This window comes from Fervidobacterium riparium (assembly GCF_025370035.1).
Taxonomy (GTDB): Bacteria; Thermotogota; Thermotogae; order Thermotogales; family Fervidobacteriaceae; genus Fervidobacterium; species Fervidobacterium gondwanense.
On the sequence record NZ_CP009277.1, the window covers coordinates 199,425 to 223,836 of the forward strand.

A 24,412-nucleotide genomic window follows, 5' to 3' on the forward strand; every position below is an offset into this window, starting at 1 on the left:
AGGAGCCGTGATAATAGATGCTTGAAGTAAAGAATTTGAAAGTTTATTATAGAACCCTTAGAGGTTACGTGAAGGCTGTTGACGATGTTACTTTCCATGTTGCAGATAATGAACTCCTCGGACTTGCAGGTGAATCCGGCTGCGGGAAGTCAACTCTTGGAAATGGATTGATACTTCTTAAACCTCCTATGAATTACTTTGGTGGCGATGTATTGCTCGATGGTGAGAGGCTTCCAATAGAGAATTTCGAAGAGATGAACAAGTATAGGTATCATAAAATATCAATCATACCGCAGTACGCGATGGATGCGTTAAATCCAACAAGAAAGATAGGTGTTTACATTCGAGAAGTTCTACAAAGCAAAGGGATCGATCCAGAGAGTATCATGGATAGATTAATTGAAAGGCTCAAATACGTTAATCTCTCAGAGAGAGTATTGAAGATGTACCCAATTGAACTATCTGGAGGTATGAAACAAAGATTAGTCATGGTGATTTCTACCTTGCTCAATCCTTCACTCCTGATAGCAGATGAAATCACATCAGCGTTGGATGTCTCATCTCAAAAGGCAGTTTGCTTGATGATCAAGGGTTTTAAAGAAGCAGGGATTGTCAAATCATTGATATTCGTAACTCACGACTTATCTGTGCTCTACCAAATTGCTGATAGGATAATGATCATGTACGCCGGAAAAGTTGCAGAGATAGGCACAACTAAGCAATTGATTGAGAACCCCGTGCACCCATACACTAAGTTGCTCCTTTCATCGTTACCAGAAGTTGGCATTAGGTATACCGAAAAGCTGCTTTCTGGAATTCCCGGACAACCTCCTCATCTTCTGAATCCGCCACAAGGATGCAGGTTCAAAGATAGGTGTCCACTTCGAGGAAAAGAGTGTGATGAAGAACCACCGTTAGTTCAGGTTGAAGAAGGACACGTCGCTTACTGCTGGAAGGTGAAGTCCAATGCTTGAAGTCAAAAATCTCACAAAAGCATATTCTGTCGGTTCTTTCGGGAAAGAGAAATTCTACGCTGTTGATAATGTTAGCTTTACAATATCAGACAATGAAATCTTGTCTTTAATAGGCGAGAGTGGGAGCGGAAAAACGACTATTGGAAAGCTCATTCTTAGGCTTTTAAAACCCACGAGTGGTACCATACTTTACAACGGAATAGACATCGCTTCATTTAAGAACTTAAAGGAATACTACAAACATGTGCAGGGTGTCTTCCAAGACCCGTTCAGCTCTTATAATCCTATATTTAAGATAGACCGTGTTTTCGATATGATACGGGAAGAGTTCTATCCTTCTGTGAACGGCACAGAGTGGTTAGAAAGAGTGAAGAGCGTGATTGAAGATATCGGACTTAACCCAAAGGAGATCCTCGGAAAATTCCCACACCAACTGAGCGGTGGGCAACTCCAAAGACTTCTTATAGCAAGGGCTTTACTTATGGATACCAAGTTTTTGGTTGCGGATGAAATCATAAGCATGTTGGACGCTTCAACAAGGATAGATGTTCTGAATACGTTAATAAAACTCAAAGAAAAAGGACTCTCAGTTCTATTTATAACACATGACCTTTCTCTTGGATATTATACAAGTGATAAGACGATCATCCTTTACCGAGGATCAATCATGGAAGTTGGCGATACAGTAAAAGTTTTCAACAACCCACTCCATCCATATACAAAGATGCTGCTCAACTCAGTGCCGACAGTTCACAAAAAGTGGGAAAAAGACACCATAGCCCTCGAAGGAAAGAACGTACCAGCGGGTTTTTGTAAATTCTACGACAGATGCCCATTTGGAGATTCAATGTGCAAGAACGTGGAACTAGGAGAAGTTGAATCAAATCACAGTGTTGCCTGCGTGAGAGCAACAAAATAAATCTTTGATTCTGAAGTAGGAGGGATTTATATGTTTCCAAAAGACTTTATGTTCGGAGCTTCGCTTTCAGGTTTTCAGTTCGAGATGGGAAATCCAAACGATCCAAAGGAAGTTGATCCAAACACTGACTGGTTTGTCTGGGTGAGAGAACCAGAAAACCTTGTCAATGGAATAGTGAGCGGGGATCTACCAGAATACGGCGCTGGGTACTGGAAAAACTACGAGAAGGTTCACCAACTTGCAGTCGATTTCGGCATGGACACTCTTAGGATAGGCATTGAATGGTCGAGGGTTTTTCCAACATCGACAAGAGAAGTACCGACAGGCGACGGAATGCTTGAAGCGTTAGACAAGATAGCAAACAAGGAAGCAGTTGAGCATTACAGGAAGATTATGGAAGATATGAAATCTAAAGGGTTAAAGGTTTTCGTGAACCTCAACCATTTCACGTTACCTTTATGGATACATGATCCAATATCTGTGCACAAAGGCATTCCAACAGACAAACTTGGGTGGGTTAGCGACGATACTCCTATTGAATTTGCAAAGTACGCAGAATACATAGCTTGGAAATTCTCGGATATTGTTGACTATTGGTCAAGCATGAACGAACCGCACGTCGTTGCTCAGCTTGGCTATTTCCAAATACTTGCGGGATTCCCGCCAAGTTATTTCAGACCAGAGTGGTACATCAAAAGTCTTGTAAACGAAGCAAAAGCACACAATTTAGCTTACGATGCAATTAAGAAATACACCAGCAGACCTGTCGGAATTATTTATTCTTTCATCTGGTACGATACAGTAAATCCTCAAGACAGGGACATATTCGAAAATGCAATGTGGTTAACAAATTGGTACTATATAGACATGGTGAAAGACAAAGCAGACTACATAGGAATCAACTACTATACAAGGTCTTTAATCGATAGGCTTCCAGCTTCCGGAATGAAATTCGGTGATTTTGAGTTGAACTGGTATCCACTCCGTGGATACGGGTACGCTTGTCCAGAAGGCGGCATGTCGCTGTCTGGTAGGCCAGCAAGTGAATTTGGTTGGGAAGTTTATCCGGAGGGATTGTACAATTTAATCAAGGCTATATATGAAAGATACAAGAAGATTATCATCGTTACGGAAAATGGCATAGCTGATGAAAAGGATAAGTACAGATCGCACTATCTCATATCACACCTTTACGCTGTCGAAAAGGCTATGAACGAGGGTGCCAATGTGATAGGTTACCTACACTGGTCAATAGTTGATAACTACGAGTGGGCAAAGGGTTACAGCAAGAGATTTGGGCTCGCATACACAGATTTGGAAAAGAAAATATACGTACCGAGGCCATCGATGTACATATTCAGAGAAATCGCAAAAACAAAGAGCATAGAACAGTTCAAAGATTATGATCCATACAAACTTATGAAATTCTGAGCATAGAAGGTGTGTAGGAGTGCCAAATATTCACGATGTCGCAAAACTTGCAGGCGTCTCAATCGCAACTGTTTCGAGAGTGATCAATGGAGCTGAGAAGGTAAGCGAAGAGACGAGAAGAAAAGTAATCTCAGCAATTAAACAACTTGGATACAAACCGATGCCTTCCTTGAGGAAGGCATCGGAATTGCTTTACAACATTGGAGTGCTTGTACCAAGCCTTAAAGGATACCACTACACCGAGATTCTTATGGGAATAGAAGAGTTCGCAAACAAACACGATTTTGAGGTGATGGTGTCAGTTCCCAAACTCATCCCGGAAGAAGAAAAACATGTGCTTGACCAATATTTCAAAAGGAAAATAGATGGGATAATTCTTTGCGAACTGATGGGTGGAGTTAATTTTATCAAACCGTTTATAAAAAGCGGAATACCAATAGTTGTATTAGACTATGACATCGAAGAAATTCTTTGCGATTCGGTCAACATAGACAACTTCTCTGGTGCTATGTCCGCTCTTAAGTATCTATATTCGAATGGTCACAGAAAAATTTTGTACTTGAGAGGTCCCAAGTACTCACCTGCTGCGGTGAATAGAGAAAAGGCAGTAAGGAAATTTCAAGATAAACATAAGGATGTTGAAATCTTTCTGAGTGAAAATGAGGGATATAACCCAGAAGACGGGTACTTTGCAATCGTAAATCATCTGAAAAAACACGGTCTGAACTTCACAGCTGTCTTCGCAATCAATGATTGGGCTGCAATCGGTACGATGAGAGCCTTAAGAGAAGCTGGTCTGTCTATCCCAGAAGATGTATCGGTTATCGGTTACGATAACGCACCTTATTCTGAATTTCTCTATCCACCTTTGACAACAATCCACCAGCCAAGGTGGGAAATGGGTCAGACTGCTGCACAGTTGATAATAGAGAGGATTACAAAAACCGGTCCAAAGATTCCCAGAAATGTTATTTTACCAACAAAGTTGATAGAGAGAGCTTCTGTGAAAAAGATAGGAGCATAAATAGGTGTAAAGAGGTGTTCTCCATGCGGTTCAGAAAGAATTTCGCAGTTCTCATGTTAATCGTTTTGATTTCAACGCTGTTTCTATCAACTCAGTGTAAAGGTAACATAAAGAACGTAGAAAGCAAAAAGGAAGGGGAGACAGTTCACGTGTCAAAGTCTGCGTTTGATTACAACAAAATGATTGGGAGAGGCATAAATATGGGGAACGCGCTTGAAGCCCCATTTGAGGGAGCTTGGGGTGTAACAATTGAAGATGAGTACTTCAAATTAATAAAAGAACGCGGTTTTGATTCTGTGAGAATACCTGTCAGGTGGTCAGCACATGTTTCAGAAGAGCCACCTTACAAAATCAACGAAGATTTTCTAAATAGAGTGAAGCACGTTGTCGATGAAGCACTGAAGAATAACTTAACGGTAATTATTAACACTCATCACTTCGAAGAGCTGTATGCTGATCCGGACAAGAACGGTCCTATATTGATTGAAATATGGCGTCAGGTCGCAGAGTTTTTCAAAGATTATCCTGATAATCTGTTTTTCGAGATTTACAACGAACCTGCTCAAAATTTGACAGCGGAAAAATGGAACGAACTCTACCCAAAGGTTCTCGAAGTAATTAGAAAGACAAATCCTACAAGGATAGTAATAATCGACGTTCCAAACTGGGCTCATTACAGCGCTATAAGATCACTAAAACTTGTTGATGACAAGAATATAATCGTGTCGTTCCATTATTATGAACCCTTCAACTTCACCCATCAAGGTGCCGAATGGGTTACGCCAAGGCTCCCAGTTGGCGTTGAATGGAAAGGTGAAGAATGGGAAGTGAATACCATAAGAAACCATTTCAAATATGTAAGCGACTGGGCAAAGAAGAACAATGTTCCAGTTTTTCTTGGAGAATTCGGTGCTTATTCAAAAGCAGACATGAACTCAAGAGTGAGATGGACTGAAACTGTGAGAAAAATAGCTGAAGAATTCGGATTTTCTTATGCATATTGGGAATTCTGCGCAGGGTTTGGTATCTATGATCGCTGGTCGCAGAAATGGATCGAACCGCTCGCAACTTCTGTTGTTGGGAGGTAAAATACACAGACACTTCAAGGAGGGAAAAAGAGTGAAGATTATTGCACAGTCTCTACCAAACATTCCATGGGAAGACAGACCCTCAGGCTCAAGTGAACTGCTTTGGAGATATTCTAAAAACCCTATAATCAAACGTGACGAGGCAAAAGGTTCTAACAGTATATTCAACAGTGCAGTTGTGCCGTTTAATGAAAAATTTGCAGGTGTCTTCCGCGTAGACGATAGGCAAAGGCGGATGAACATAAGAAGGGGATTCAGCGAAGACGGAATAAATTGGAAGATAGATGATGAACCCATTAATTTTATCCAAGAAACGAAAGATCCTGTCGAGAGCGAGTACAAATACGATCCTCGGGTCGTATTCATAGAAGATAGATACTGGATCACTTGGTGCAATGGATACCATGGTCCTACGATAGGTGTGGGCTATACTTACGACTTTGAGAAATTTTACCAAATCGAGAACGCATTTTTACCGTTCAACAGAAACGGTGTTCTGTTTCCAAGAAAGATCAATGGTAAATATGCTATGCTCAGCAGACCTTCTGATAATGGACATACACCTTTTGGTGATATCTTTTACAGTGAGAGTCCGGACATGGTCCATTGGGGTGTGCACAGATACGTTATGGGTGCCGGCTACACACCATGGCAGTCTTTAAAAATAGGTGCGGGACCTGTACCGATTGAAACTGAAGAAGGATGGCTACTTTTCTATCACGGTGTTCTTTTGTCATGCAATGGTTATGTATACAGCTTTGGTGCGGCCTTGCTGGACTTAGATAAACCATGGAAGGTTATAAAACGCTCGAAAGAATACTTGTTGTCACCTCAGATGAACTATGAATGCGTTGGAGATGTGCCGAATGTCGTATTTCCAGTCGCAGCGTTGGTTGACGGAAGCACAGGCAAGCTTGCAATTTATTATGGCGGAGCAGATACAGTCGTTGCTTTGGCGTTTGGATACGTCCAAGAAATAGTTGACTGGTTAAAATATGAAAACTGAAACCACTCTACCCTTCCTTTCCATATAGATCTTCATTCATTGAACTTGAACAAAAAGTGGCGGTTACAACCGCCACTTTATTTTTCTCAATTGTTATTGCGATTACATATACTTATCCAAGAGCCCTCGGGTCGAACGCATCTCTCAAACCATCACCGATGAAGTTAAACGCAAGAACGACTATGAAGATGAATGCGCCAGGAATCAATAGCCATGGGGCTTTTTCGAGTATGTAAACATCCTGAGCTGCTGTCAACATGTTACCCCACGAAGCGGATGGTTCTCTTATACCCAAGCCAAGGTACGAAAGACCAGCTTCACCAAGGATGTATCCAGGAATCGACAGCGTTGAACTAACGATAATGTACGTCGCAAGGTTTGGAATTATATGACGCCACATTATCCTTGTGTCTGGGAAGCCGAGCGCGATTGCAGCTTCAACGTATTCCCTTTGTCTTTCAGCCAAAATCTGACCGCGTATAATCCTTGCTCTTCCGGGCCAACCGAGGAACGCGAGTATAAAGATCAAAAGCATGTAAGTTTGTGAACTCGGCAAGTCAACTGGCAACACCGCCCTAAGTAAGAGCAATAGGTAGAATCCTGGAATAGCCATAAGAATTTCACAGAACCTCATTATGACTTCGTCTACAACCCCGCCATAGTATCCAGCGAGCGCCCCGAAGAAGAGAGAGAGTATAAGTGTCACGAAAAGACCTATGAAACCTATTGTCAGCGATATTCTCGATGCAAAGATAATTCGGCTCCAAACATCCCTACCGAACCTATCAGCACCGAAGATGTTTAAAGACACGTACTGATTGTTATCGTAATTGTCCACTCCGAAGAGGTGATAGTGCAATGGTATTACCCAGAAAAGATACCCGACTCGTTCTGGATCAGTCTTATCAGGTCCCCATGATCTTATGAACCATTTTACTGGATAGAACTTGTAATCGTAAGACACAATCTGAGCTTCGTCTAAAGAAATCTCATATTCATTGAAGTCAGTATCGTAATATTTGATACCAACAAGTTCTTGCTCCAGCTTGACGGCTGTAAGTCTCTCCATAGCTTCTTGCTCGCTCATGGCAAAGAAACCAACCTTCCATCCTTCGTTCTGCGCCACAAATGACCTTGCAGTTCTTGAAGTTGTAACTCGTTCATTGCGGCCCTTTTCAAGAATCGCGTTATCAACACCAAAAACAAGAGCTTCGACATCCTCTGTGGAGTCGTTGTACTGCACCCACTGACCATCTATTTGCGCGTAGCTGATAGTTCTCACAACAAGTTTTATTCCTTCAGCAAGGACAAATTTATCGTCCAGTTTTCTACCTTTTGGCAGATACTTTGGCACAATCGTACCATCTTCTTTTTGTTCAACTACATGCTTGTCGATGATCGCAATCTCTCTCCCGTCGTTCAGCTTTACCTTAATTCTGCTTGGGAAGAGCATAGATCTGAAATTCTGGCTGTAGTCAAGCTTGTCTATGTAACTAACTTCTGGGAGCACATATGGTGCTAAAGTCGTTTTTAAATCTTCTACTTTGTATTTCATCATCACAGTCGTTGGTTTTTTCAATGAATGGTTGAGATTTTGAGTAAATGGATTATATGGGGCCAAGAAATCAGCAAAAATCATTGCGATGTACATTACAATCAATACCCACATACCGAACATGGCAAGCTTATTTTTCTTAAATGCACGCCACATCAGTTGCCCGCGTGTCAAAAATACCTCTTCGAAATCAACACTCTCAGGAGCGCCAGAAGCAGGTGCCTGGTGTTCTACACTTTCATTTTGATTGAGCTTTTTCTTATCTTCAGCCATATCTCTGAGCCTCCTTACTCGTACCTGATTCGCGGGTCAACCGCTGCCAAGAGAATGTCACCGACTAAGTTACCAAGGACAAGCAGTATAGTCCCGATAACCGTACTTGCCATAACAACATAGTAGTCCTTTTGGAGAAGAGCCTGATATGTTAACCTGCCAAGACCTGGCCAAGAGAATATAGTTTCGGTAATAACAGCACCGCTGAGCAAACCAGACAAGCTGTAACCGAACATCGTTATAAGTGGGTTTATCGCATTCCTTAATGCGTGCTTGTATATGACAACCCTTTCGGGCATTCCTTTCGCTCTTGCGAATTCAACGTAGTCTTCGTTCAAAACATCGAGTAATGAACCTCTTTGATACCTCATTAATCCTGCAAATCCACCAAATGTTAACGTGAATGCTGGAAGCTGTAAACGCCTGAAGATATCTTTAAATGCATTCCATACATCGAGTCTGACCGTTTCTGGGCTGTACATTCCACCTATAGGGAACCAGCCAGTCTTAGCTGCCATGTACAAAAGCACAAGTGCAAGGAAGAAACCCGGTAACGCAAGACCACTGAACGCTACAACAGTAAGTACTTTATCAGTAACTGTATACTTCTTTAAGGCAGAGATGATACCAAGTGCCACACCTATAATCCAAGAAAGTACGAATGAATACAAAGATAAAACGAAAGTACCGAGCAATCTCTCGCTGATAAGTGCAGCTACTGACCTTCTGTAGTAGAAGGAATAGCCAAAATCGAGTTTGGCAAGTTTCCCAAGCCAGTAGAAGTACTGAACAACGGCTGGTTTATCAAGCCCAAGCTCCTTTTCCATAGCTTTTAACGTCTCTTGTGAAATCGATGGGTCGAGTTTGTATTGATCCAAAAATGTTCCAGGCGACAGTTGAATGAGTGTAAAGACTATTATCGTAATTATCCACAACTCTGGCAAGAGGATGATAAGCCTACGCGCAATGTATTTTATCAACCCAGTTCACCTCTCCTTTAGCTCCGAATATTCTTCGATACCAAGAAACCGCAATCTGTTACTTACAGTCAAAAATGATAAAATCCTTAAAAAAATCAAAAAATCTAATAATGGGCGGGCGAATGCCCGCCCGATAGTTATTATGTTTTCAGATCATTCTTCTTTGTAGAGCCAGTCAAGGTTCCATGTCGTTCCGCCAAGGAGTGTGATCTTAACGTTCTTGACGCTGTTTCTCCATGCGAAGAGCCTTAGTGAGTTAACTGTGTAAATGAGTGGGATATTTTCAGAAGCAAGTTTCTGGTATTTTGCCCAGTAGTCCTTAACAACATTTTCATCGAGAATTCTTACGTTTTCAGCAAATATCTTGTCAATTTCCTTTTCGAAGTCTGGCAGCCAGTATGCCTTTTCATCAACCCAGTTTGCTACCTTTGGTGAGAGGTTCCAGAAGTGGAGCGAACCGTCTACTGCCCATACGTTTCTTCCACCTTGCGGTTCATCAGAACCTGTTAAACCAATGATTATTGCATCCCAATCACCGACGTTGAGCATTCTGTTAACAAGCGTGTTGAAGTCTCCAGGAACGAATGTAATATCCATACCGAGCTGTTTGAGAGCAGCTGTTATAATGTTACCCATACCTTCTCGGACCGTATTACCAGCGTTCGTTTCGATCATGAACTTAACTGGTCTGCCTTTGCTGTCAATGAGTCTTCCGTTTTTGTCCCAGCTGAAGCCACCAAGTTTGAGTTCTGCCTTTGCCTTGTTGAGGTCGTATGGGTACTTTACTGTAACTTTTTCGTTGTAGTATGGAGATGCCATGGATACTGGTGACCATTGTTCGACTGCAAGACCGTTGAAGAGCGTATCGATCATCTTTTTCTTATTCATTGCATATGCTACGGCTTTTCTGAAGTGGACATTTCTGAACCATTCTCTCTTTGCTTCGTCTTTGTTGTTCCAGTTGAACGTTATGAATTGTGTACCATATGCTGGACCATAAGCAAGAACTGTGATATTGAATTTCTTTTCATTTTCTTTGAAGTAGTTGAATTCAGTACCTCTTGGCGGGTAGATGTCAACTTCTCCCTTTTCGAATGCAAGTTTTTGAGCATCTTGCGAGGAGATTATCTTGTAAACTACTTCTTTAAGGAATGGAAGTTGTGTTCCGTCTTTTGTCTTTTTCCAGTAGTTCGGGTTTGCAACAAACCTTACGTATTGGTCTGGAACATATTCTACAGGGATGAATGGTCCCAACCCAACGAGTTCTTTCTTGTTTATCGCATCAACTGTCCAGAATTCTGCAAATTTCTTGTTCTTTACCCAGCTTTCTGCTTTGTGTTTCGGGAATATGTACATTCCGCCGAGGTATCTGAGAGCAAGCCTGAATGGTTCTGGATAGTACATTCTGACTGTGTAGTCGTTAATCTTCGTCGCTTTTGGCAAGTATCCATTTGTACTCTTTAAAATGTCTTTGAATGAACTTGGAATGTCTGGGTTTGTGTAAATGTCGTTAAGCGTGAAGACGACATCATCCGCTGTAAGTGGTTGCCCATCACTCCATTTTACACCTTTTCTGATGTACCAAATGATTTCCATACCACCATCTTTTGTTAGCCTTGGACCATCCCATTTTTCAGCTATTGCTGGATAAAAGTTTCCGTCAACAGCTGACCTTTCAACAAGTGTTCCACCCCAGCTCATGAACATGGCAATGACATCTGAAGAGCTCGTCTCTTTTGAAACCGTATCGTTACATGTTCTCGGACCGCTGAGTGCTGGGATGATGAGAGTACCGCCCTTTTTACCAACCGCATCGTAACCTATAAAGTTAGAAAATGCAAAAACGAAAAGAAGCGCAACCAAAAGTGTTACGAGAACCTTCCTCATACCTACACCTCCCTTTTATCTACCAGGTAACACGAAACCTGGTGGTTTGAAGAAACTGATTTCATCGCAGGATACTCTTTCTCGCATATGTCCATTTTGAACGGACACCTTGGATGGAAGAAACAACCGCTCGGTCTTGCTATCGGGCTTGGAACGTTACCTGTGAGTATTATTCTCTTTCTCTTCTTTTCTATCGCCGGGTCAGGAATTGGAGAAGCAGAAAGCAATGCTTTCGTATACGGGTGAACAGGATTGTCGAAAACCTCGTTAACGTCACCCATTTCCACAATCTTACCAAGATACATAACGGCAACATCGTTGCTGATGAACCTTACCAACGCAAGGTTGTGTGAAATGAAAACGTATGTTAAACCGAGTTCTTCTTGGAATTTGAGAAGCAAGTTGACTATTTGTGCTTGAACAGAAACGTCAAGTGCTGATGTTGGTTCGTCAAGATATATGATTTCTGGATCAACGCTTAGTGCCCTTGCAATAGCTATCCTCTGTTTTTGCCCACCACTGAACTGGTGAGGATACCTGTCCATGTGGAATGGCTTTAATCCAACCATTCTAAGAAGCTCTATAGCTTTTTGATTGGCTTCTTCCTGGTTATTCACCATTTTGTGAAACAACATCGGCTCAGTAAGAATTTGTCCTACCGTCATTCTTGGGTTTAAAGAACCAATTGGGTTTTGGAAAACGATCTGCATCTTCCTTCTGAAAGGTAGAAGTTCTTCTCGTGAAAGTGTTGATATATCTGTACCCATTATCTCAATTTTTCCGGATGTTGGGTCAATTAACCTAAGCATCGTCCTTGCTGTTGTCGTCTTACCACATCCTGATTCGCCAACAAGCGCAAATGTTTCTCCTTTTTTAACTTCAAACGATACGTCATCAACAGCTTTAACATCTGCAATGTGTTTCTTTACAAGGAAACCTTTGTATATGGGGAAATATTTTTTCAAATTTTGCACTCTTATGACAACGTCTTGTGTGTTCTTATTTGGCATTTACATCCCCTCCGAATTCTACTGGGTTGAAACATCTTACGTAGTGCCCTGGCTCGAGTTCTTTGAATTCTGGAAGCTCTTTTGCACATTTGTCAAGTCTTCTCGGACATCTTGGAGCAAACGGACAAACATCAGGAACATCAATCATCCTCGGCGGTTGTCCTGGTATCGATTCGAGCTTTTCCTGCTTTATGTCAACCCTCGGAATTGATTTTAACAACATATTCGTGTATGGGTGCATTGGCTTGTGGAAAAGTTCCTCGGCCGGTGCAAGTTCCATCTGCCTTCCACCGTACATGACCATAACTCTATCAGCCATAGCTGAGATAACACCGAGGTCATGTGTGATAAATAAAGTTCCTGTTTTCAATTCTTTTTGTAGGTCTTTCATCAGCTCAAGAACCTGTGCTTGGATGGTGACATCCAACGCGGTCGTCGGTTCGTCGGCAATGAGTATCTTCGGATTACACGAGAGAGCTATAGCTATGACAACCCTCTGCTTCATTCCACCACTGAACTCAAAAGGATAGGAGTTCATTCGCTTTTCCGGTTCTGGGATTTGAACTTTGTCGAGCATTTCAACGGCTAATTTCCAAGCAGTCGCTCTGTCAACGTCCTGGTGTTGCATTATCGTTTCGATAAGCTGGTCACCAATCGTGTAGAGTGGGTTTAGAGACGTAAGTGGATCTTGGAAAATCATCGAAATTTCCTTACCACGGATCTTCGTCAACTCATCTTCATCCATTTTTACGATATCTTCTTCTTTTCCACGTCCTCTGTAAATAACCTGGCCGTTCACTATCTTCCCAGGATGATGAATAAGCCTCATTATACTTCTTACAGTGATGCTTTTTCCAGATCCAGTTTCACCAACTATCCCAAGAACTTCGTTTTCTGAAAGTTCGAAAGATACATCGTTTACAGCCTTGAGTACCCCTTCTTCAAGATAGAACCATGTGCTTAAGTTCTTAACACTGAGTATGGAACCCAAATCTACCAGGCCTCCTTCAAGTTTGACGTTCAATGAGTTATTTATATAATTGCAGCATGAATGACTTATATTTCCCCCTTGGCGGAATGCTGTGCTCTTAGACAGAAAATGAGGCAAGATTTTAGACTATTAGGTATTATATCATAATCTCGTTTTAACTTGCAACTTTCTAAAATTTGACTCTATAAGTGAAAATGTAGAGAATATTTTTGTTCTTAACACTTTTCACGTGTATTTTTTAACAAAGTTAAGTATGCTATCTTTTTAGTTAACTAATGCTGTCCTGTGGAGTTTTCTGGAAGAAGGCTTTCAGATATATCCCAATCTTGTTGAAAAAATCGTTCCTTACGCTTGACATATCGCCAAAGCTTTCTGAAATCTCCTCTTCTAAGATAGGTATTCTCAAAGTTCCTCCCAATGTTCTTATCTCTAAAAAGTACGTTGTGGAGGCACTTTCACCAAATACTGAAGAGAACAGTACTCTATCTTGAGTAAATCCCTGAGAAATGATTGATTTTGAGGGAATCACCTGATATCCAACAGAATGGTGTGTCATTTTGTAAACATTGAGTCTGTACTCGCTGATATTGAGCATATTATCCTTTATCGATAAGATTACGTAGTAAATAGGGTAGAAATATTTCGGAATCCCGTTTTTCGCTTTCACGTAGTATTCGTCATCCATCCAAGGTCTAAAAGATATGAATTCGCCAAGGATGGTTTCACCACGTTTTTTAGTATCTTCCACTATCTGCGCTTTAAGTTTTTCAATGTTTTCGTCATACTTCGATATTGGAGCAAACGAGAACAAATAAACCATCATCTCAAAAAGCCCGGTAATAATAAAAACAATGCTAATTCCCATCTTGGCAAACTCAACAATCATGGAGTATCTTGAAAATAGTTGAATGTTTGAAAAGTCCATGAAAAGAAATATTATGCCTAATATCATTAATATAAGATATTTTACTGGAAATTTTAGAAAAAAGCTCTTATCAGATTTACTGAACATCGAGAGACACCCTCCTCATCTAACTGAAGCAAAGTTTAGTTACATATTACATAGTAATGGTTCACTAATGGTTCACTGCTCCTCAACATTTTTTAAAAACTCTTCGTATTTTCTGTCTATTTCTTCTTTTTCTTTCTTAATGGTTATTAATTTCTCACGAGCCTTTGTGAGAAGAGTTATCGCTTTTGAATAAAGGACTACTTGTTTTTCTATATCAAGTTCTGTTGAAATGAAATAGCCTTTGATGGTCTCTATTATATCCATAAGCTCTTTAAAAGTGAGTTTCTCAATATCTGCTTCTTTCAATTCCAAAACTTTGTCGACAGTGATCTCTTCAGATTTCATGATCAAACCTCCCTTTTAACTTCCTATTTATATACTCAACATAAGTAATTTCATATAATTTTCGCATCCACCCTACCATCGATGAAATTGATTCTAACTGTCTCTCCCGCTGTAGTCTCTTTCTTAGACTTTACGAGTTTACCATCTTTCGTGATAAGCACACCACCCATAGACAAAACAACCATAGAACCTGCAACATTATCGAGCTCGTTTTTTACAGATTGTACCTTGTCCAATAAGGACAGGTAAATCCTGTCTAAGTTCGCTGAAAGTGTGCCATATAACTCCATTTTCGCAGTTACATCTTTTAGTTTTAACGAAAGGTTGCTATCAAAAAAACTCACTGAATTTTCGATGTTTTGGTTCATTTCTGACATTTTCAAATTCAAATTCCTCGAAACGCTTCTTGTAAAATCGAAAGAAAATTTCTTTTCAAATGCTTCAAGGTTAATAAGTCGAGTGAAATTCTTAGCACTGTCACTAATATTCTTTGCGTTCCTAAGGATATTACTCCTCAGCGTATCCCGGAGCGTATTGTAAGTATTGGATTGCAATTCATTCTCAGTAATCCTTATGACATTCAAAATATTTTGTTGAAGTTCTCTATAACCATTATCAACCTCGTCGAGGTAGTTCTTTATCTGTAGCGATATCTCCTTGGCAACAGCGGTCGGTGTCGGAAATCTTCTCCAAGCAACGTAGTCTATAACCGTTTCGTCTTTTTCGTGACCAATGCCTGTGAGTACCGGTATGAAATCGTTCATCCGCGCTACTTTCACTGCGAGTTCATAATCGTCAAAGTACATCAGATCGCTTGGTCCTCCACCACCGCGGATGATTACGACCACATCATACTTCTTATTTGACACACTACAAAACTCTACAATTCTGTTCAGAGCCGCAGTGACTTCTTGTGCTGTCGACACACCCTGCATCGAAGACTCGTAGAGGTGTATTACGGGCTTGTAGGCATCCGGAACCAAAAGATTTGAGAGGAAATCGAAATATCCCTGTGCAGTTCTGGACGTAACCACGGCTATGAGTTTTATAGGCTCAAGTTCCGACAGATTGTGAACCTCCTGCATCAACAAACCTTGTTTAAGAAGGTCTTCTTTTATCTTCTGTCTTCTTTTGAGAATGTCTGATTCACCTTGTGGTGCTATTGAATCAGCCCAGAAGCTGAACTGGAACCTATCAGGGTAAAAAGATAACTTGCCCTGAAACTCCCATTTCTTATGTTCTAAATCATAGATGCTTTTGACACCAAAAGCTGAGAGGTACTTGAGAATGCTACTTGCCACACCTTGCCAGACGTAAACAGTAAGTTCTGTCTTTTTATTTCCAGGACTTTCTTGCGAAACAGTGATGTAAAGCGAACCGTTGTACGGCTTTACTTTCACAACATCCGCACTGAATTTGTATCTTTGATTCAGTATATCCGTTTCCTTCAGCCTTGCATGGATATATTCGACAAATTCCCTTAAAGTTGGAAAATCAAGCAAATCACTTTGCCTTAAATTCTCCACTGCTTCCCACCACTGCCTTCAGAATTTTTATGTTACCTCGTGCATCAACGACTTCGAACTCCCACTCTCGCTCCATAGTCTTATATCCGTCGTTCAAAGTCTCTATTGTTACTGTATCATCCTCAATAGTAACTTTCTTGAGGTTGTAATCACCTTTCAAATAATCGAGCGTTTTTCCATCGTCTTCGTAGAAATATCCATAAACCTTCGATTTCTGGTTTGTTCTGAACACTCTCCAACTGATCTTTTTAACTTTCGGCATATCAACGTATTCTGTTGGTTCCATCGTTGGAACAGCAGTATTTACAATTTGGAAGGCGGGTATGTGTTCAATCGGTGTTTCAACAATGTTCCAACCAGCTTTGTGAACATTTCCATTGAAAATATTAATCGCCTTTTTTGGAAGCCATACTAATCTCTTCTGTGTGTTTGGTCTATAAATTGGTGCAACTATAATGCTGTCGCCGAAGATAAACTGGTCCTCTAAATTAAACGCTTCCTCTCTGGCATAATCAAGGAACATAGGCCTAATGAGTGGCTTTCTGTTCAGAATGCCGAGCATGTACTGAGTGTATATGTATGGCAAGAGTTTGTATCTCCACCTTATAACATTTTTGAGCAATTCTTCAACTTCTGGCCCAAATTGCCACGGCTCTTGTCTTGCTGTTCCAATAGCCGAATGGTTTCTGAACATCGGTGTGAACAAGCCCAATTGCATGAATCTTATAAGCAACTCGGCATTGACATCTCCACCGAATCCTCCAACATCGCATCCGCTGTAAAACACTCCGCATAAACTAAGTGAATTCAGTCTCACTGTCTCTTGGAGTATGTGTTCCCACCAGCTATGATTATCGCCAGTCCAGACACCACCGTATCTCTGGATTCCAGAATATGCCGACCTCGTAATCAAGAATGGTCTTCTATTTTCCTGTTGCAACATCTCCGAAGTTGCGCGTTGCATGTTGAAACCGTAGGTGTTTTTAACCTTCCAGTGCTCAATTCCATCGAGGTGTACTATATCGTCCCCATGTCCCCTTCTGCCTATTTCACCTATGCTTCCAAGCGTTCCGGCAAGATTTATTCCATCTTCAAGTTTAGCATTCCTCAACCGTTCCCTTGCCTCTTCTAAATCACCCTCGGTAGCAAATATAGCAATTTCGTTCATATCGTTCCAAAAGCCGTCTATTCCATCGTCTAAATATTTCTTTGCATTCTTAGCCCACCATCTTCGCACTTCCGCATTCCTGAAATCCGGGAATCTAACTCTACCGGGCCAAACAGCCCCTTCCAAATCTTTTCTATCTTTTCCCTTCAAAAAGTACTTATCTTTACCTTCTTCGAAGGCGAAGTAATCTTTCTCAACCTTCACACCCGGGTCAAGTATAGAAACTACCTTGAAGCCATCTTTATGAAGCTTTTCCAACATGTTCTTGTAATTTGGAAAATTCTCCTTGCTCCAAGTGAACACTTTGTATTTTTCCATATAATCTATGTCAAGATATATAACATCACACGGTATTTTCTTCTCTCTAAAATTTTTCGCTATATCGAACACTTCGTTTTCGTTGAAATAGCTCCATCGTGATTGCTGATATCCAAACGCCCAGATTGGGAACGCTATATTGTCGCCTGTTAGTTCCAGATACTCTTTGACGATTTCATGAATTGATTTCCCCTCTATTATATATTGATTGAAACCTTCTCCGAGGACTTTGAACGTCAATATCCCGTCGTTTTTTGAATTTAAATCTATCTCCATGTAGCCTGGATAATCAGTGAAACAACCGTACATCTTCTTCAAGTCCTTTGAGACAAAGATAAAAAATGGAAAACTCTTATAAAGAGGGTCGGAAGTGGGGTGGTGTGTAAAGTTGTCCGTATTCCAGAATATGTATTTTCTACCCTTTCTGTCCATCGGTCCAACCTTATCGCCGAATCCAAAGAAATATCCATCCATTATGTGCTTGCGTTTAAGAACAAGAAGAGGCTTTCCATTGTCTTGGGCCTTTTCAATGGCCACATCTTGAAATAGATCAGAATAGTCAGAAGACACTGACTTCCTTACTCTCTGCTTAATCACTGCTTCGCTATTCACCTTCGGAATTCCGTAGACTAATTTCTTTATCAATTTAAACTCCCTCCATTTTTCTGAATTATCATACATCAAATATCATATTATCTATCAATCTCGCTTTTCCAACAAATACTGCGAGCGCTATCAACACCTTTCCGTCGATTGATTCAACAGGTGTAAGCGTCTTTTCATCGGCAATTTCGACATAGTCAATTCTAAGAAGTGGATGGTCCAATATTTTAAGCATTTCCTCTTTTATTTTATTCACGTTTCTTTCCCCAGATTCAATCATTTCTTTAGCTTTCAGAAGAGACTTATATAACCTCGTTGCTTCTTTTCTTTCCTCTTCGTTCAGGTAGACATTCCTCGACGACATTGCCAATCCATCTTCTTCCCTAACTATTGGCATTTCTATCATCTCAACGTCCATATTCAAGTTCTCAACCATTCTCTTAAGTACCCTAAACTGCTGTGCATCCTTTTGACCGAAGTATGCTCTTGTCGGCTTCACTATGTTGAATAACTTCGCAACAACCGTGCAGACGCCTCTAAAATGACCCGGCCTGCTTGCACCGCACAGATACTTTGAAAGCTCGATTTCATCGACGTAAACTGAGTAGAATTGTGGATACATCTCCTCAACAGGAGGGTTGAAGACATAATCGACTCCGAGAGGTTCAAGTAACCTCAAATCTCTTTCCAAATCCCGAGGATATCTGCTGTAATCTTCATTTGGACCGAACTGTGTTGGATTAACAAAGATACTGACTACAACAACATCATTTTCTTTGCGTGCCTGCTCAACTAAACTGAGATGTCCCTTATGAAGGTAACCCATCGTTGGTACGAAACCTATCGTCTTATTTTTCTCTCTGAGCTCTTTTGTTATTCTCTTCATTTCTGATACCGTGTGAACAAGGCGCATACTTTTCTACCCTCCCTTCAGACAAAAAAAGAACTGCCATCAAGTAATCTTCAAATAATCCCCGTTACTTCGAGACCGCGAAAGTATGGGATATTTACTCACGATTTATTTCAAACGTATGTAATTTCCTCGCTCTGTTCTGGACACAACTCCTTTAAGCTCAAGAGTTGTCAGAAGCAACATCACGTGGGAAAACGCCCTTCCTGTGCGACTTACGATGCTGTCTATCGTCGATTCTTCTACTATTGATTCCAGAAGCTCCTTTTCTTCCTCAGATAACTCGATCAATTTGCGATGGTTCTTGAAACCGTAATAATCCAATATGTCTTGCGGTTCGGTAACCAAAAACGCTCCACTCTTAATCAGGTAATTAGGACCAGTCGACGTCTGTCTAAGGATATCGCCTGGTACTGCAAATATATCTTTTCCTTGTTCGAGTCCAAATTTGGCAGTAATGAGCGCACCGCTATCAATACTCGCCTCGGTTACGAGGACACCTTTTGAAAGACCAGATATTATACGATTTCTCTCAACAAACGTGTACTTTTTCGGTTCCTCCCAAGGTAAGTATTCACTAACAACGCAACCATTCTTTATTATTTCTTCGTAAAGTGATTTGTTGGATTTAGGATAAACGTAGTCTATGCCACTACCAAGCACCGCTATTGTCGACCTCTTTACTTTCAATGCTGAGTAATGCGCAACTGTGTCAACTCCGTAAGCCATGCCGCTTACGATCACAAAATGCTTTGCCAATTCTGTGGCAAACATTTCCGTTACAACCTTTCCGTAGCTCGTTATCTTCCTCGTACCAACGATCGCAAACATGCTTGAAGCTAAGAATTCTGAATTTCCTCTAACGAATAAACAAACCGGAGGATGAGTGATATGCTTCAAATCCTCCGGATATTGTTCATCCCAGTAAGTTATTAAAGATGTATCTCGATTCTTCGAGAGGTATTCCACAACCCTCGCTCTAACCATGCGATAGTCTTCTGAATTTTCAAGAATACTTTGAAGAGCTTGACTACCGTATTGAATATACTCATCAATCTCTTCTACGCCCTTCTTGAAAACTCTCGAAAGCACTGCAATAGTGACAGAATCGTATTGTTTCATCCTCGCTCCTTCATCTGCTATCAATGAGAATGAACAGAGTTCGCATTCTTATTTGCAAGAATCTCTTTTATCCTTTCTTCAACTCCATTCTTCTTGCCAGGCAAACACTTGTCGTATTTGTCACCTTTGGCAATTGCTTTCGCGTATCCTTCACATCCAGGATATCCGCAGGCACCACAATTTATACCAGGCAAAGCCTCAAGAATCAATTGAACAGTTGGATCCTCTTCAACTTTGAACTTCTCGCTCACATATGAGAGAAAAAGTCCAAACGCAAAACCGAGTCCTCCAAGTAGGACTGCTGAGTAAATGACCACCACACCGTCCACCTCCGAAATATGAGAAGAATAAATTGAAGTTGAATGAGAGTCACAATTATTATACCACAACAAAAAGAAAATCAAGGCAATGAATTGCGTAAAAAGAATGCTGTTATTTTCACATCGTCTAAGAAAAACCATTTTGAATTCATCGTTGCAGAGTGTTAACAATCCAAGCCTTGAAACTTTACTTTTGCCAAGGTATAAATGAAGAGCAGCGACCCCCCTATCCCCCCTTGGAAGAGTTGAAGAAACTTTTTCAAGAGACCCCCGGAATGTATCCGGGGGATTTGTTTTTTTGTATTAATCGCAATGGAATGTGTTATAATACACATGTGAAAATATAGATGTGGGGGATTTAATGGCCGGGATTGGGTTCGAACTGAACAAATTCCTCAAAAGGAATTCATTTTTCTCTGACATTTTCAGTTTCTTTTACTCTGCGAACGTAAGTGCGGGACCTTGGATAATGTCCTCGACTACACTTGTCATTATCCAGCTTCTTTTGCCACAGTCGCAGATTCCATTTTTCATTTCAGGGGTTATATACACTTTCATATTCTCCACAATACTCTTCGGTAGTGTGTCCACATCTATTACAAGATACTTGGCTGATTTAATATACAAAAAGGAGTTTCGAAAAATATACAGTCTATACACGTCTTCTATATTCTACGCAATTCTCTCTTCTGGAATATTCTTGACTTCCTTTTTCATTTTAAACAAAATAACTGATTGGAGACAGATATTACTCTTCTCATACTCCTTAATGGTTCTTACAATCATTTGGGTTCAGGTAATATTTATCACGGCAATAATGATATTTCTTCCTGTGGTACTGAGCTTTCTTTTTGGAAGTTTGATAAGTCTGCTATCGACGTTTTATTTTTTCAAGATTGGTGGAGAGTACCTTGCCTATTTGGGCTACAATCTGGGCTTTATGTTCATCATGTCTTTTCTGCAGCTTTTCATAAGAAGATACCTGTACATTGGTGAAGAGCAAAGTACTCAAAGCTTTAAAGACAAATATCTGCTGTTCTTTGATGCGGTAAAGGCCTATAAACCCCAAGCTATCTCTGGTTTTTTTTCATATATGGCGGCATGGGTCGATGACTTTATCGCATGGGCTTATTTTAAATACTCAGTTTCCAGAGGCTTCATTTTCGCACCGCAGTACGATATTCCCATGTTTATTTCATATCTCTTCATCATTCCAACTTTAACTTTATTTGTTCTTAACTTAGAAACCGTTTTCTACACGAAATACAGGGGTTTCTACCGCGCGATAGAGGAAAACAGAACGCTGAATTATATAAGGATAAGTAAAGATTCGCTTGACACTTCGGTCTATTCAACTACAAGACTTATTTTCTCTGTCCAGTTTGCTTTTGCACTTTCAGGAATAATACTTTCCAAATACCTTGCCGACGTTCTCTCGCTCTCAAATTATGGCTTAATGGCGCTTCGATTTGGTATCGTAGGTGCTGCTGCAAACGGGCTTTTTCTGTACACATCTCTTCTTTCTCATTATTTTGATCTTCCTAAAATTCCAATGCATGCTTCAATAATGGCATTCTCCATTAACTTCATCATTTCGTTATTCACAATCTCACGCTTTCCTGGTATAGGATTTGCAATAGGTTTCTTAGTAGCCATCCCTTACAGTATGCTAAAATTCAGAAAGGTATACTCCGAACTCTTGCGGTTTGAATTCTTGCGAAACGCTCCTAAGATGACTCCGAGAAAGGTGATAATCCATGAAAATATCCAAAGTGACTCGTACAGATAAGTCTGCCAAGAAAATTTCTGTCGATAGAAACAGATTTAGTGGATTCAAATTCAGAATTCCACATAATTTTGCCCCAAAATTAAAAGACATATTTAAAAAGAACTATTTGTACGTGTTGGAATTCATCGTTGGGTTCTTCATTATCTGGTTTTTTCATAGACTTGGCATACTGAGCTTTGAAATATCACTTGCTTTATTGTTTTCATTCGTTCTCGTATGGTCCGCAAGGTATGGTTTGATAACGTTTGTAATTGCAATATCTCTTTTTCAAACTTTTCTAATCCTGGATTATCCTGATTCTCCTGGTGGTATTATCAATTACTTAGGGGAAAGCGTAATATCGGTATCAACTATAATCTTAGGCTTGATAATTGGTGTCATAGGCGAGATTCTCAACAATCGAATAAGTGACTTGAAAGACGAGAATCGTAAACTCGAAATTGAAAAGAACAAGCTAATAGAGGCTTTAGAAAACATGAGGTTCGCGTTATCGCAACTTCAGATGAGAATCTACTTTGAAGGCGAAGGTTTAATTGTCCTGCTTGAAAGGTTAAGGGAATTAGAAATATTGGACGTAGATGAAATATTCACACGCGCAGTAGAAATCATAGCTGACTTTTTTGAACTCGAATCATTGCATTTTTACAGAATCGAAGATAATTTCTTAAGGTACGTAGCAGGCGTTGGTAAGAAACAACTCCCGAATGCGTTCGAATTAAAACATTCGAAAGTAGTTGAAGATGCAATTAACAATGGTTACTCTACGTTGCCTAAAATAGTGCTTAGAGAAGAAATATCATCATTCGAACCATGGTTCGCAGTCTCGGTTGGTGAGAAAGAGAACGCTTTTGGAGTTTTTATTGTGGAGGAAATCTCAGTCGAAAAATTTTCTGAGACATTTGTAAAATATGTATCATCGGTGGCTGGGTGGCTCTATGCTAACGCAAGGGTGGTAATGGAGCAGGAGAAGATTGCAGAGCAAAATTACAAGAAAGAAGATGGAACATGGGAAGAAACGTACTATTTGAAAAAGAAAAGCGTATTTCAAAAGAGAAAAGAAAAGTTCGGGATACCATACGAAGAACTCTGCATAATTTACAGAAAGGAATTACACGAAATCATAGCTAAAGTCTTCAGAAAGTCAGATATACTCTACGCAACAGCACGAGGAGAATATATCGTCTTGAAGGCACTCTTGCCTGTATGCGATGAACAAGGAAGAAAACGCGTAATGGAAAGGATAGCGAGCAAACATGAAGTCGAAATTTGTTAATGAAAATTGGTTTGTACGATTCTCAAGAACTAAAAATCAAAATACATCTTCGGTGCTAACAACGACAAACTTAGTACTAATAGGATTGAATATATTTTCCATCCTTACCGATGGTCTAAGACTTGAGAACTTCATAGTTATAGGAATATCAGCAGTACTTTTTTACTTGCAAAGGAAAAACATTTCCGAGACCTTCGTTTTCGTCCTCGCTTATCCCTTTTCTTGGCTCTTCTTCATCCCACTAAAAAACGAAGAGATAGAAGATTTCTTCAATATCCCAATCCCTCTGGAGATTAGACTGAATATTGAAGAGAAAATTCTCACAGCAATGCCTGTCAAAACTTTATTAGTTATTGGAAATCCCGACGAAAAAAAGGAAATCGCAAGGAACATATACAAATACGTCGTTAAAGGTATAGATATAGAGGAAAACATGAAATACCTACGCATGTTATTAAGAGACTCTCATATGGATGTTACGCTGATAGCAGGTCAAGTGCTTGAAGATATAGAAAACTACTTTGAGAGCAGGATATCGAAGACCAAAGACATCAATAATTTTGAATCATGCTTGAACATCTACTACTATCTCAGAACTGAAATTCCAAAAGGCATCTTGAGAGAAGAACTTAAAGAACTCCTGTCAAAAAAGCTAAACAATCTTGAAAGTAAGATCCCGGTGTACTTTGAGATGCTCTGTTACTTAACAGGCGATGAGAATTACTATTTGATAGGTTATGAAAAGACTCGAGAGCCTGTACTTTTAAGAAACTTTCTGTTGTCGAAACTTAGTAAGCGAGAGTACGACATAGTAAAATCACACCTGAGTCCAGAAACAAAGAGTTTGATTTGCAAATCTGAATCAGCTTGGTAAAGATGAGATGAAAG

At 40.2% G+C, this 24,412-nt stretch carries 21 protein-coding genes; 9 read left to right on the forward strand and 12 right to left on the reverse strand.

Translation table 11 applies throughout. The features are described from left to right. The first annotated feature begins 17 nt into the window (after positions 1-17). From IB67_RS00905 to IB67_RS00930, 6 genes are read left to right on the forward strand one after another with little or no spacing between them, the layout of a single operon-like run. Complete coding sequence (locus IB67_RS00905; RefSeq protein ID WP_072757751.1) at positions 18-974, forward strand: ABC transporter ATP-binding protein; 957 nt, start codon at positions 18-20, stop codon at positions 972-974. Then, positions 967-1,893: an ABC transporter ATP-binding protein gene (locus IB67_RS00910; RefSeq protein WP_072757752.1), complete on the forward strand. Its 927-nt coding sequence runs from the start codon at positions 967-969 to the stop codon at positions 1,891-1,893. The genes IB67_RS00905 and IB67_RS00910 overlap by 8 nt, the downstream gene beginning before the upstream one ends. Positions 1,894-1,923: 30 nt before the next feature. Then, the gene (gene bgaS, locus IB67_RS00915) at positions 1,924-3,324 is read left to right on the forward strand and encodes a beta-galactosidase BgaS (RefSeq protein ID WP_072757753.1); all 1,401 of its coding nucleotides are present in this window, start codon (positions 1,924-1,926) and stop codon (positions 3,322-3,324) included. A 19-nt stretch (positions 3,325-3,343) separates the two neighbouring features. Then, the gene (locus IB67_RS00920; RefSeq protein WP_072757754.1) at positions 3,344-4,348 is read left to right on the forward strand and encodes a LacI family DNA-binding transcriptional regulator; all 1,005 of its coding nucleotides are present in this window, start codon (positions 3,344-3,346) and stop codon (positions 4,346-4,348) included. 23 nt (positions 4,349-4,371) lie between these two features. Further along, positions 4,372-5,436, forward strand: a complete 1,065-nt coding sequence (locus IB67_RS00925; protein WP_072757755.1) for a glycoside hydrolase family 5 protein — start codon at positions 4,372-4,374, stop codon at positions 5,434-5,436. Between the two features lie 31 nt (positions 5,437-5,467). Then, positions 5,468-6,442: a glycoside hydrolase family 130 protein gene (locus IB67_RS00930; protein ID WP_072757756.1), complete on the forward strand. Its 975-nt coding sequence runs from the start codon at positions 5,468-5,470 to the stop codon at positions 6,440-6,442. Positions 6,443-6,554: 112 nt separating this feature from the next. On the opposite strand, the gene IB67_RS00935 is transcribed toward IB67_RS00930, so the two are convergent. The 12 genes from IB67_RS00935 to IB67_RS00990 all read right to left on the reverse strand — a co-directional run bounded on the left by IB67_RS00935 (position 6,555) and on the right by IB67_RS00990 (position 20,462). Further along, the gene (locus IB67_RS00935) at positions 6,555-8,270 is read right to left on the reverse strand and encodes an ABC transporter permease (RefSeq protein WP_072757757.1); all 1,716 of its coding nucleotides are present in this window, start codon (positions 8,268-8,270) and stop codon (positions 6,555-6,557) included. Positions 8,271-8,284: 14 nt separating this feature from the next. Continuing rightward, positions 8,285-9,250, reverse strand: a complete 966-nt coding sequence (locus IB67_RS00940) for an ABC transporter permease (protein WP_498875342.1) — start codon at positions 9,248-9,250, stop codon at positions 8,285-8,287. A 153-nt stretch (positions 9,251-9,403) separates the two neighbouring features. Beyond that, positions 9,404-11,137 (reverse strand): ABC transporter substrate-binding protein, encoded by a 1,734-nt coding sequence (locus IB67_RS00945; RefSeq protein WP_498875343.1) that lies wholly within the window; start codon positions 11,135-11,137, stop codon positions 9,404-9,406. A 2-nt stretch (positions 11,138-11,139) separates the two neighbouring features. After that, positions 11,140-12,147: an ABC transporter ATP-binding protein gene (locus IB67_RS00950; protein WP_339745866.1), complete on the reverse strand. Its 1,008-nt coding sequence runs from the start codon at positions 12,145-12,147 to the stop codon at positions 11,140-11,142. Continuing rightward, positions 12,137-13,138 carry an ABC transporter ATP-binding protein gene (locus tag IB67_RS00955; RefSeq protein ID WP_072757760.1) on the reverse strand — a complete coding sequence of 334 codons (1,002 nt, stop codon included), beginning with the start codon at positions 13,136-13,138 and terminating at the stop codon, positions 12,137-12,139. Before IB67_RS00955 ends, IB67_RS00950 begins: the two co-directional genes overlap by 11 nt. Before the next feature lie 268 nt (positions 13,139-13,406). Beyond that, entirely contained in the window at positions 13,407-14,150 is a 744-nt protein-coding gene (locus IB67_RS00960; protein ID WP_072757761.1) for a hypothetical protein, read from the reverse strand. A gap of 72 nt (positions 14,151-14,222) precedes the next feature. Continuing rightward, entirely contained in the window at positions 14,223-14,495 is a 273-nt protein-coding gene (locus IB67_RS00965) for an exodeoxyribonuclease VII (protein WP_072757762.1), read from the reverse strand. Positions 14,496-14,545: 50 nt separating this feature from the next. Next, complete coding sequence (gene xseA / locus IB67_RS00970; RefSeq protein WP_072757763.1) at positions 14,546-16,021, reverse strand: exodeoxyribonuclease VII large subunit; 1,476 nt, start codon at positions 16,019-16,021, stop codon at positions 14,546-14,548. Next, positions 15,999-18,152 (reverse strand): TIM-barrel domain-containing protein, encoded by a 2,154-nt coding sequence (locus tag IB67_RS00975; protein ID WP_072757764.1) that lies wholly within the window; start codon positions 18,150-18,152, stop codon positions 15,999-16,001. Before IB67_RS00975 ends, xseA begins: the two co-directional genes overlap by 23 nt. Before the next feature lie 28 nt (positions 18,153-18,180). Next, positions 18,181-19,023 (reverse strand): pantoate--beta-alanine ligase, encoded by an 843-nt coding sequence (gene panC / locus IB67_RS00980; RefSeq protein ID WP_072757765.1) that lies wholly within the window; start codon positions 19,021-19,023, stop codon positions 18,181-18,183. Positions 19,024-19,128: 105 nt separating this feature from the next. After that, positions 19,129-20,142, reverse strand: a complete 1,014-nt coding sequence (dprA, locus tag IB67_RS00985; protein ID WP_072757766.1) for a DNA-processing protein DprA — start codon at positions 20,140-20,142, stop codon at positions 19,129-19,131. Between the two features lie 20 nt (positions 20,143-20,162). After that, the gene (locus IB67_RS00990; RefSeq protein ID WP_339745863.1) at positions 20,163-20,462 is read right to left on the reverse strand and encodes an RnfABCDGE type electron transport complex subunit B; all 300 of its coding nucleotides are present in this window, start codon (positions 20,460-20,462) and stop codon (positions 20,163-20,165) included. A gap of 361 nt (positions 20,463-20,823) precedes the next feature. On the opposite strand from IB67_RS00990, the gene pelG reads away from it, so the two are divergent. Genes pelG through IB67_RS01005 form a run of 3 tightly spaced genes read left to right on the forward strand, consistent with a single transcriptional unit; the run spans position 20,824 to position 24,398 of the window. Then, the gene (pelG, locus tag IB67_RS00995) at positions 20,824-22,251 is read left to right on the forward strand and encodes an exopolysaccharide Pel transporter PelG (protein WP_072757768.1); all 1,428 of its coding nucleotides are present in this window, start codon (positions 20,824-20,826) and stop codon (positions 22,249-22,251) included. Then, positions 22,220-23,524: a hypothetical protein gene (locus tag IB67_RS01000; RefSeq protein WP_245789439.1), complete on the forward strand. Its 1,305-nt coding sequence runs from the start codon at positions 22,220-22,222 to the stop codon at positions 23,522-23,524. The genes pelG and IB67_RS01000 overlap by 32 nt, the downstream gene beginning before the upstream one ends. Then, positions 23,505-24,398: a hypothetical protein gene (locus IB67_RS01005; protein WP_072757770.1), complete on the forward strand. Its 894-nt coding sequence runs from the start codon at positions 23,505-23,507 to the stop codon at positions 24,396-24,398. Before IB67_RS01000 ends, IB67_RS01005 begins: the two co-directional genes overlap by 20 nt. Positions 24,399-24,412: the final 14 nt, after the last annotated feature.

Bases quoted from the DNA above. Each gene is read 5' to 3' on its own strand.
- panC (WP_072757765.1), bottom strand. From the start codon at position 19,023: ATGCGCCTTGTTCACACGGTATCAGAAATGAAGAGAATAACAAAAGAG.
- bgaS (WP_072757753.1), top strand. From the start codon at position 1,924: ATGTTTCCAAAAGACTTTATGTTCGGAGCTTCGCTTTCAGGTTTTCAG.
- IB67_RS00965 (WP_072757762.1), bottom strand. From the start codon at position 14,495: ATGAAATCTGAAGAGATCACTGTCGACAAAGTTTTGGAATTGAAAGAA.
- IB67_RS00960 (WP_072757761.1), bottom strand. From the start codon at position 14,150: ATGTTCAGTAAATCTGATAAGAGCTTTTTTCTAAAATTTCCAGTAAAA.
- dprA (WP_072757766.1), bottom strand. From the start codon at position 20,142: ATGAAACAATACGATTCTGTCACTATTGCAGTGCTTTCGAGAGTTTTC.
- IB67_RS00935 (WP_072757757.1), bottom strand. From the start codon at position 8,270: ATGGCTGAAGATAAGAAAAAGCTCAATCAAAATGAAAGTGTAGAACAC.
- IB67_RS01000 (WP_245789439.1), top strand. From the start codon at position 22,220: ATGAAAATATCCAAAGTGACTCGTACAGATAAGTCTGCCAAGAAAATT.
- IB67_RS00925 (WP_072757755.1), top strand. From the start codon at position 4,372: ATGCGGTTCAGAAAGAATTTCGCAGTTCTCATGTTAATCGTTTTGATT.
- IB67_RS01005 (WP_072757770.1), top strand. From the start codon at position 23,505: ATGAAGTCGAAATTTGTTAATGAAAATTGGTTTGTACGATTCTCAAGA.
- IB67_RS00910 (WP_072757752.1), top strand. From the start codon at position 967: ATGCTTGAAGTCAAAAATCTCACAAAAGCATATTCTGTCGGTTCTTTC.
- pelG (WP_072757768.1), top strand. From the start codon at position 20,824: ATGGCCGGGATTGGGTTCGAACTGAACAAATTCCTCAAAAGGAATTCA.
- IB67_RS00945 (WP_498875343.1), bottom strand. From the start codon at position 11,137: ATGAGGAAGGTTCTCGTAACACTTTTGGTTGCGCTTCTTTTCGTTTTT.
- IB67_RS00905 (WP_072757751.1), top strand. From the start codon at position 18: ATGCTTGAAGTAAAGAATTTGAAAGTTTATTATAGAACCCTTAGAGGT.
- IB67_RS00950 (WP_339745866.1), bottom strand. From the start codon at position 12,147: ATGCCAAATAAGAACACACAAGACGTTGTCATAAGAGTGCAAAATTTG.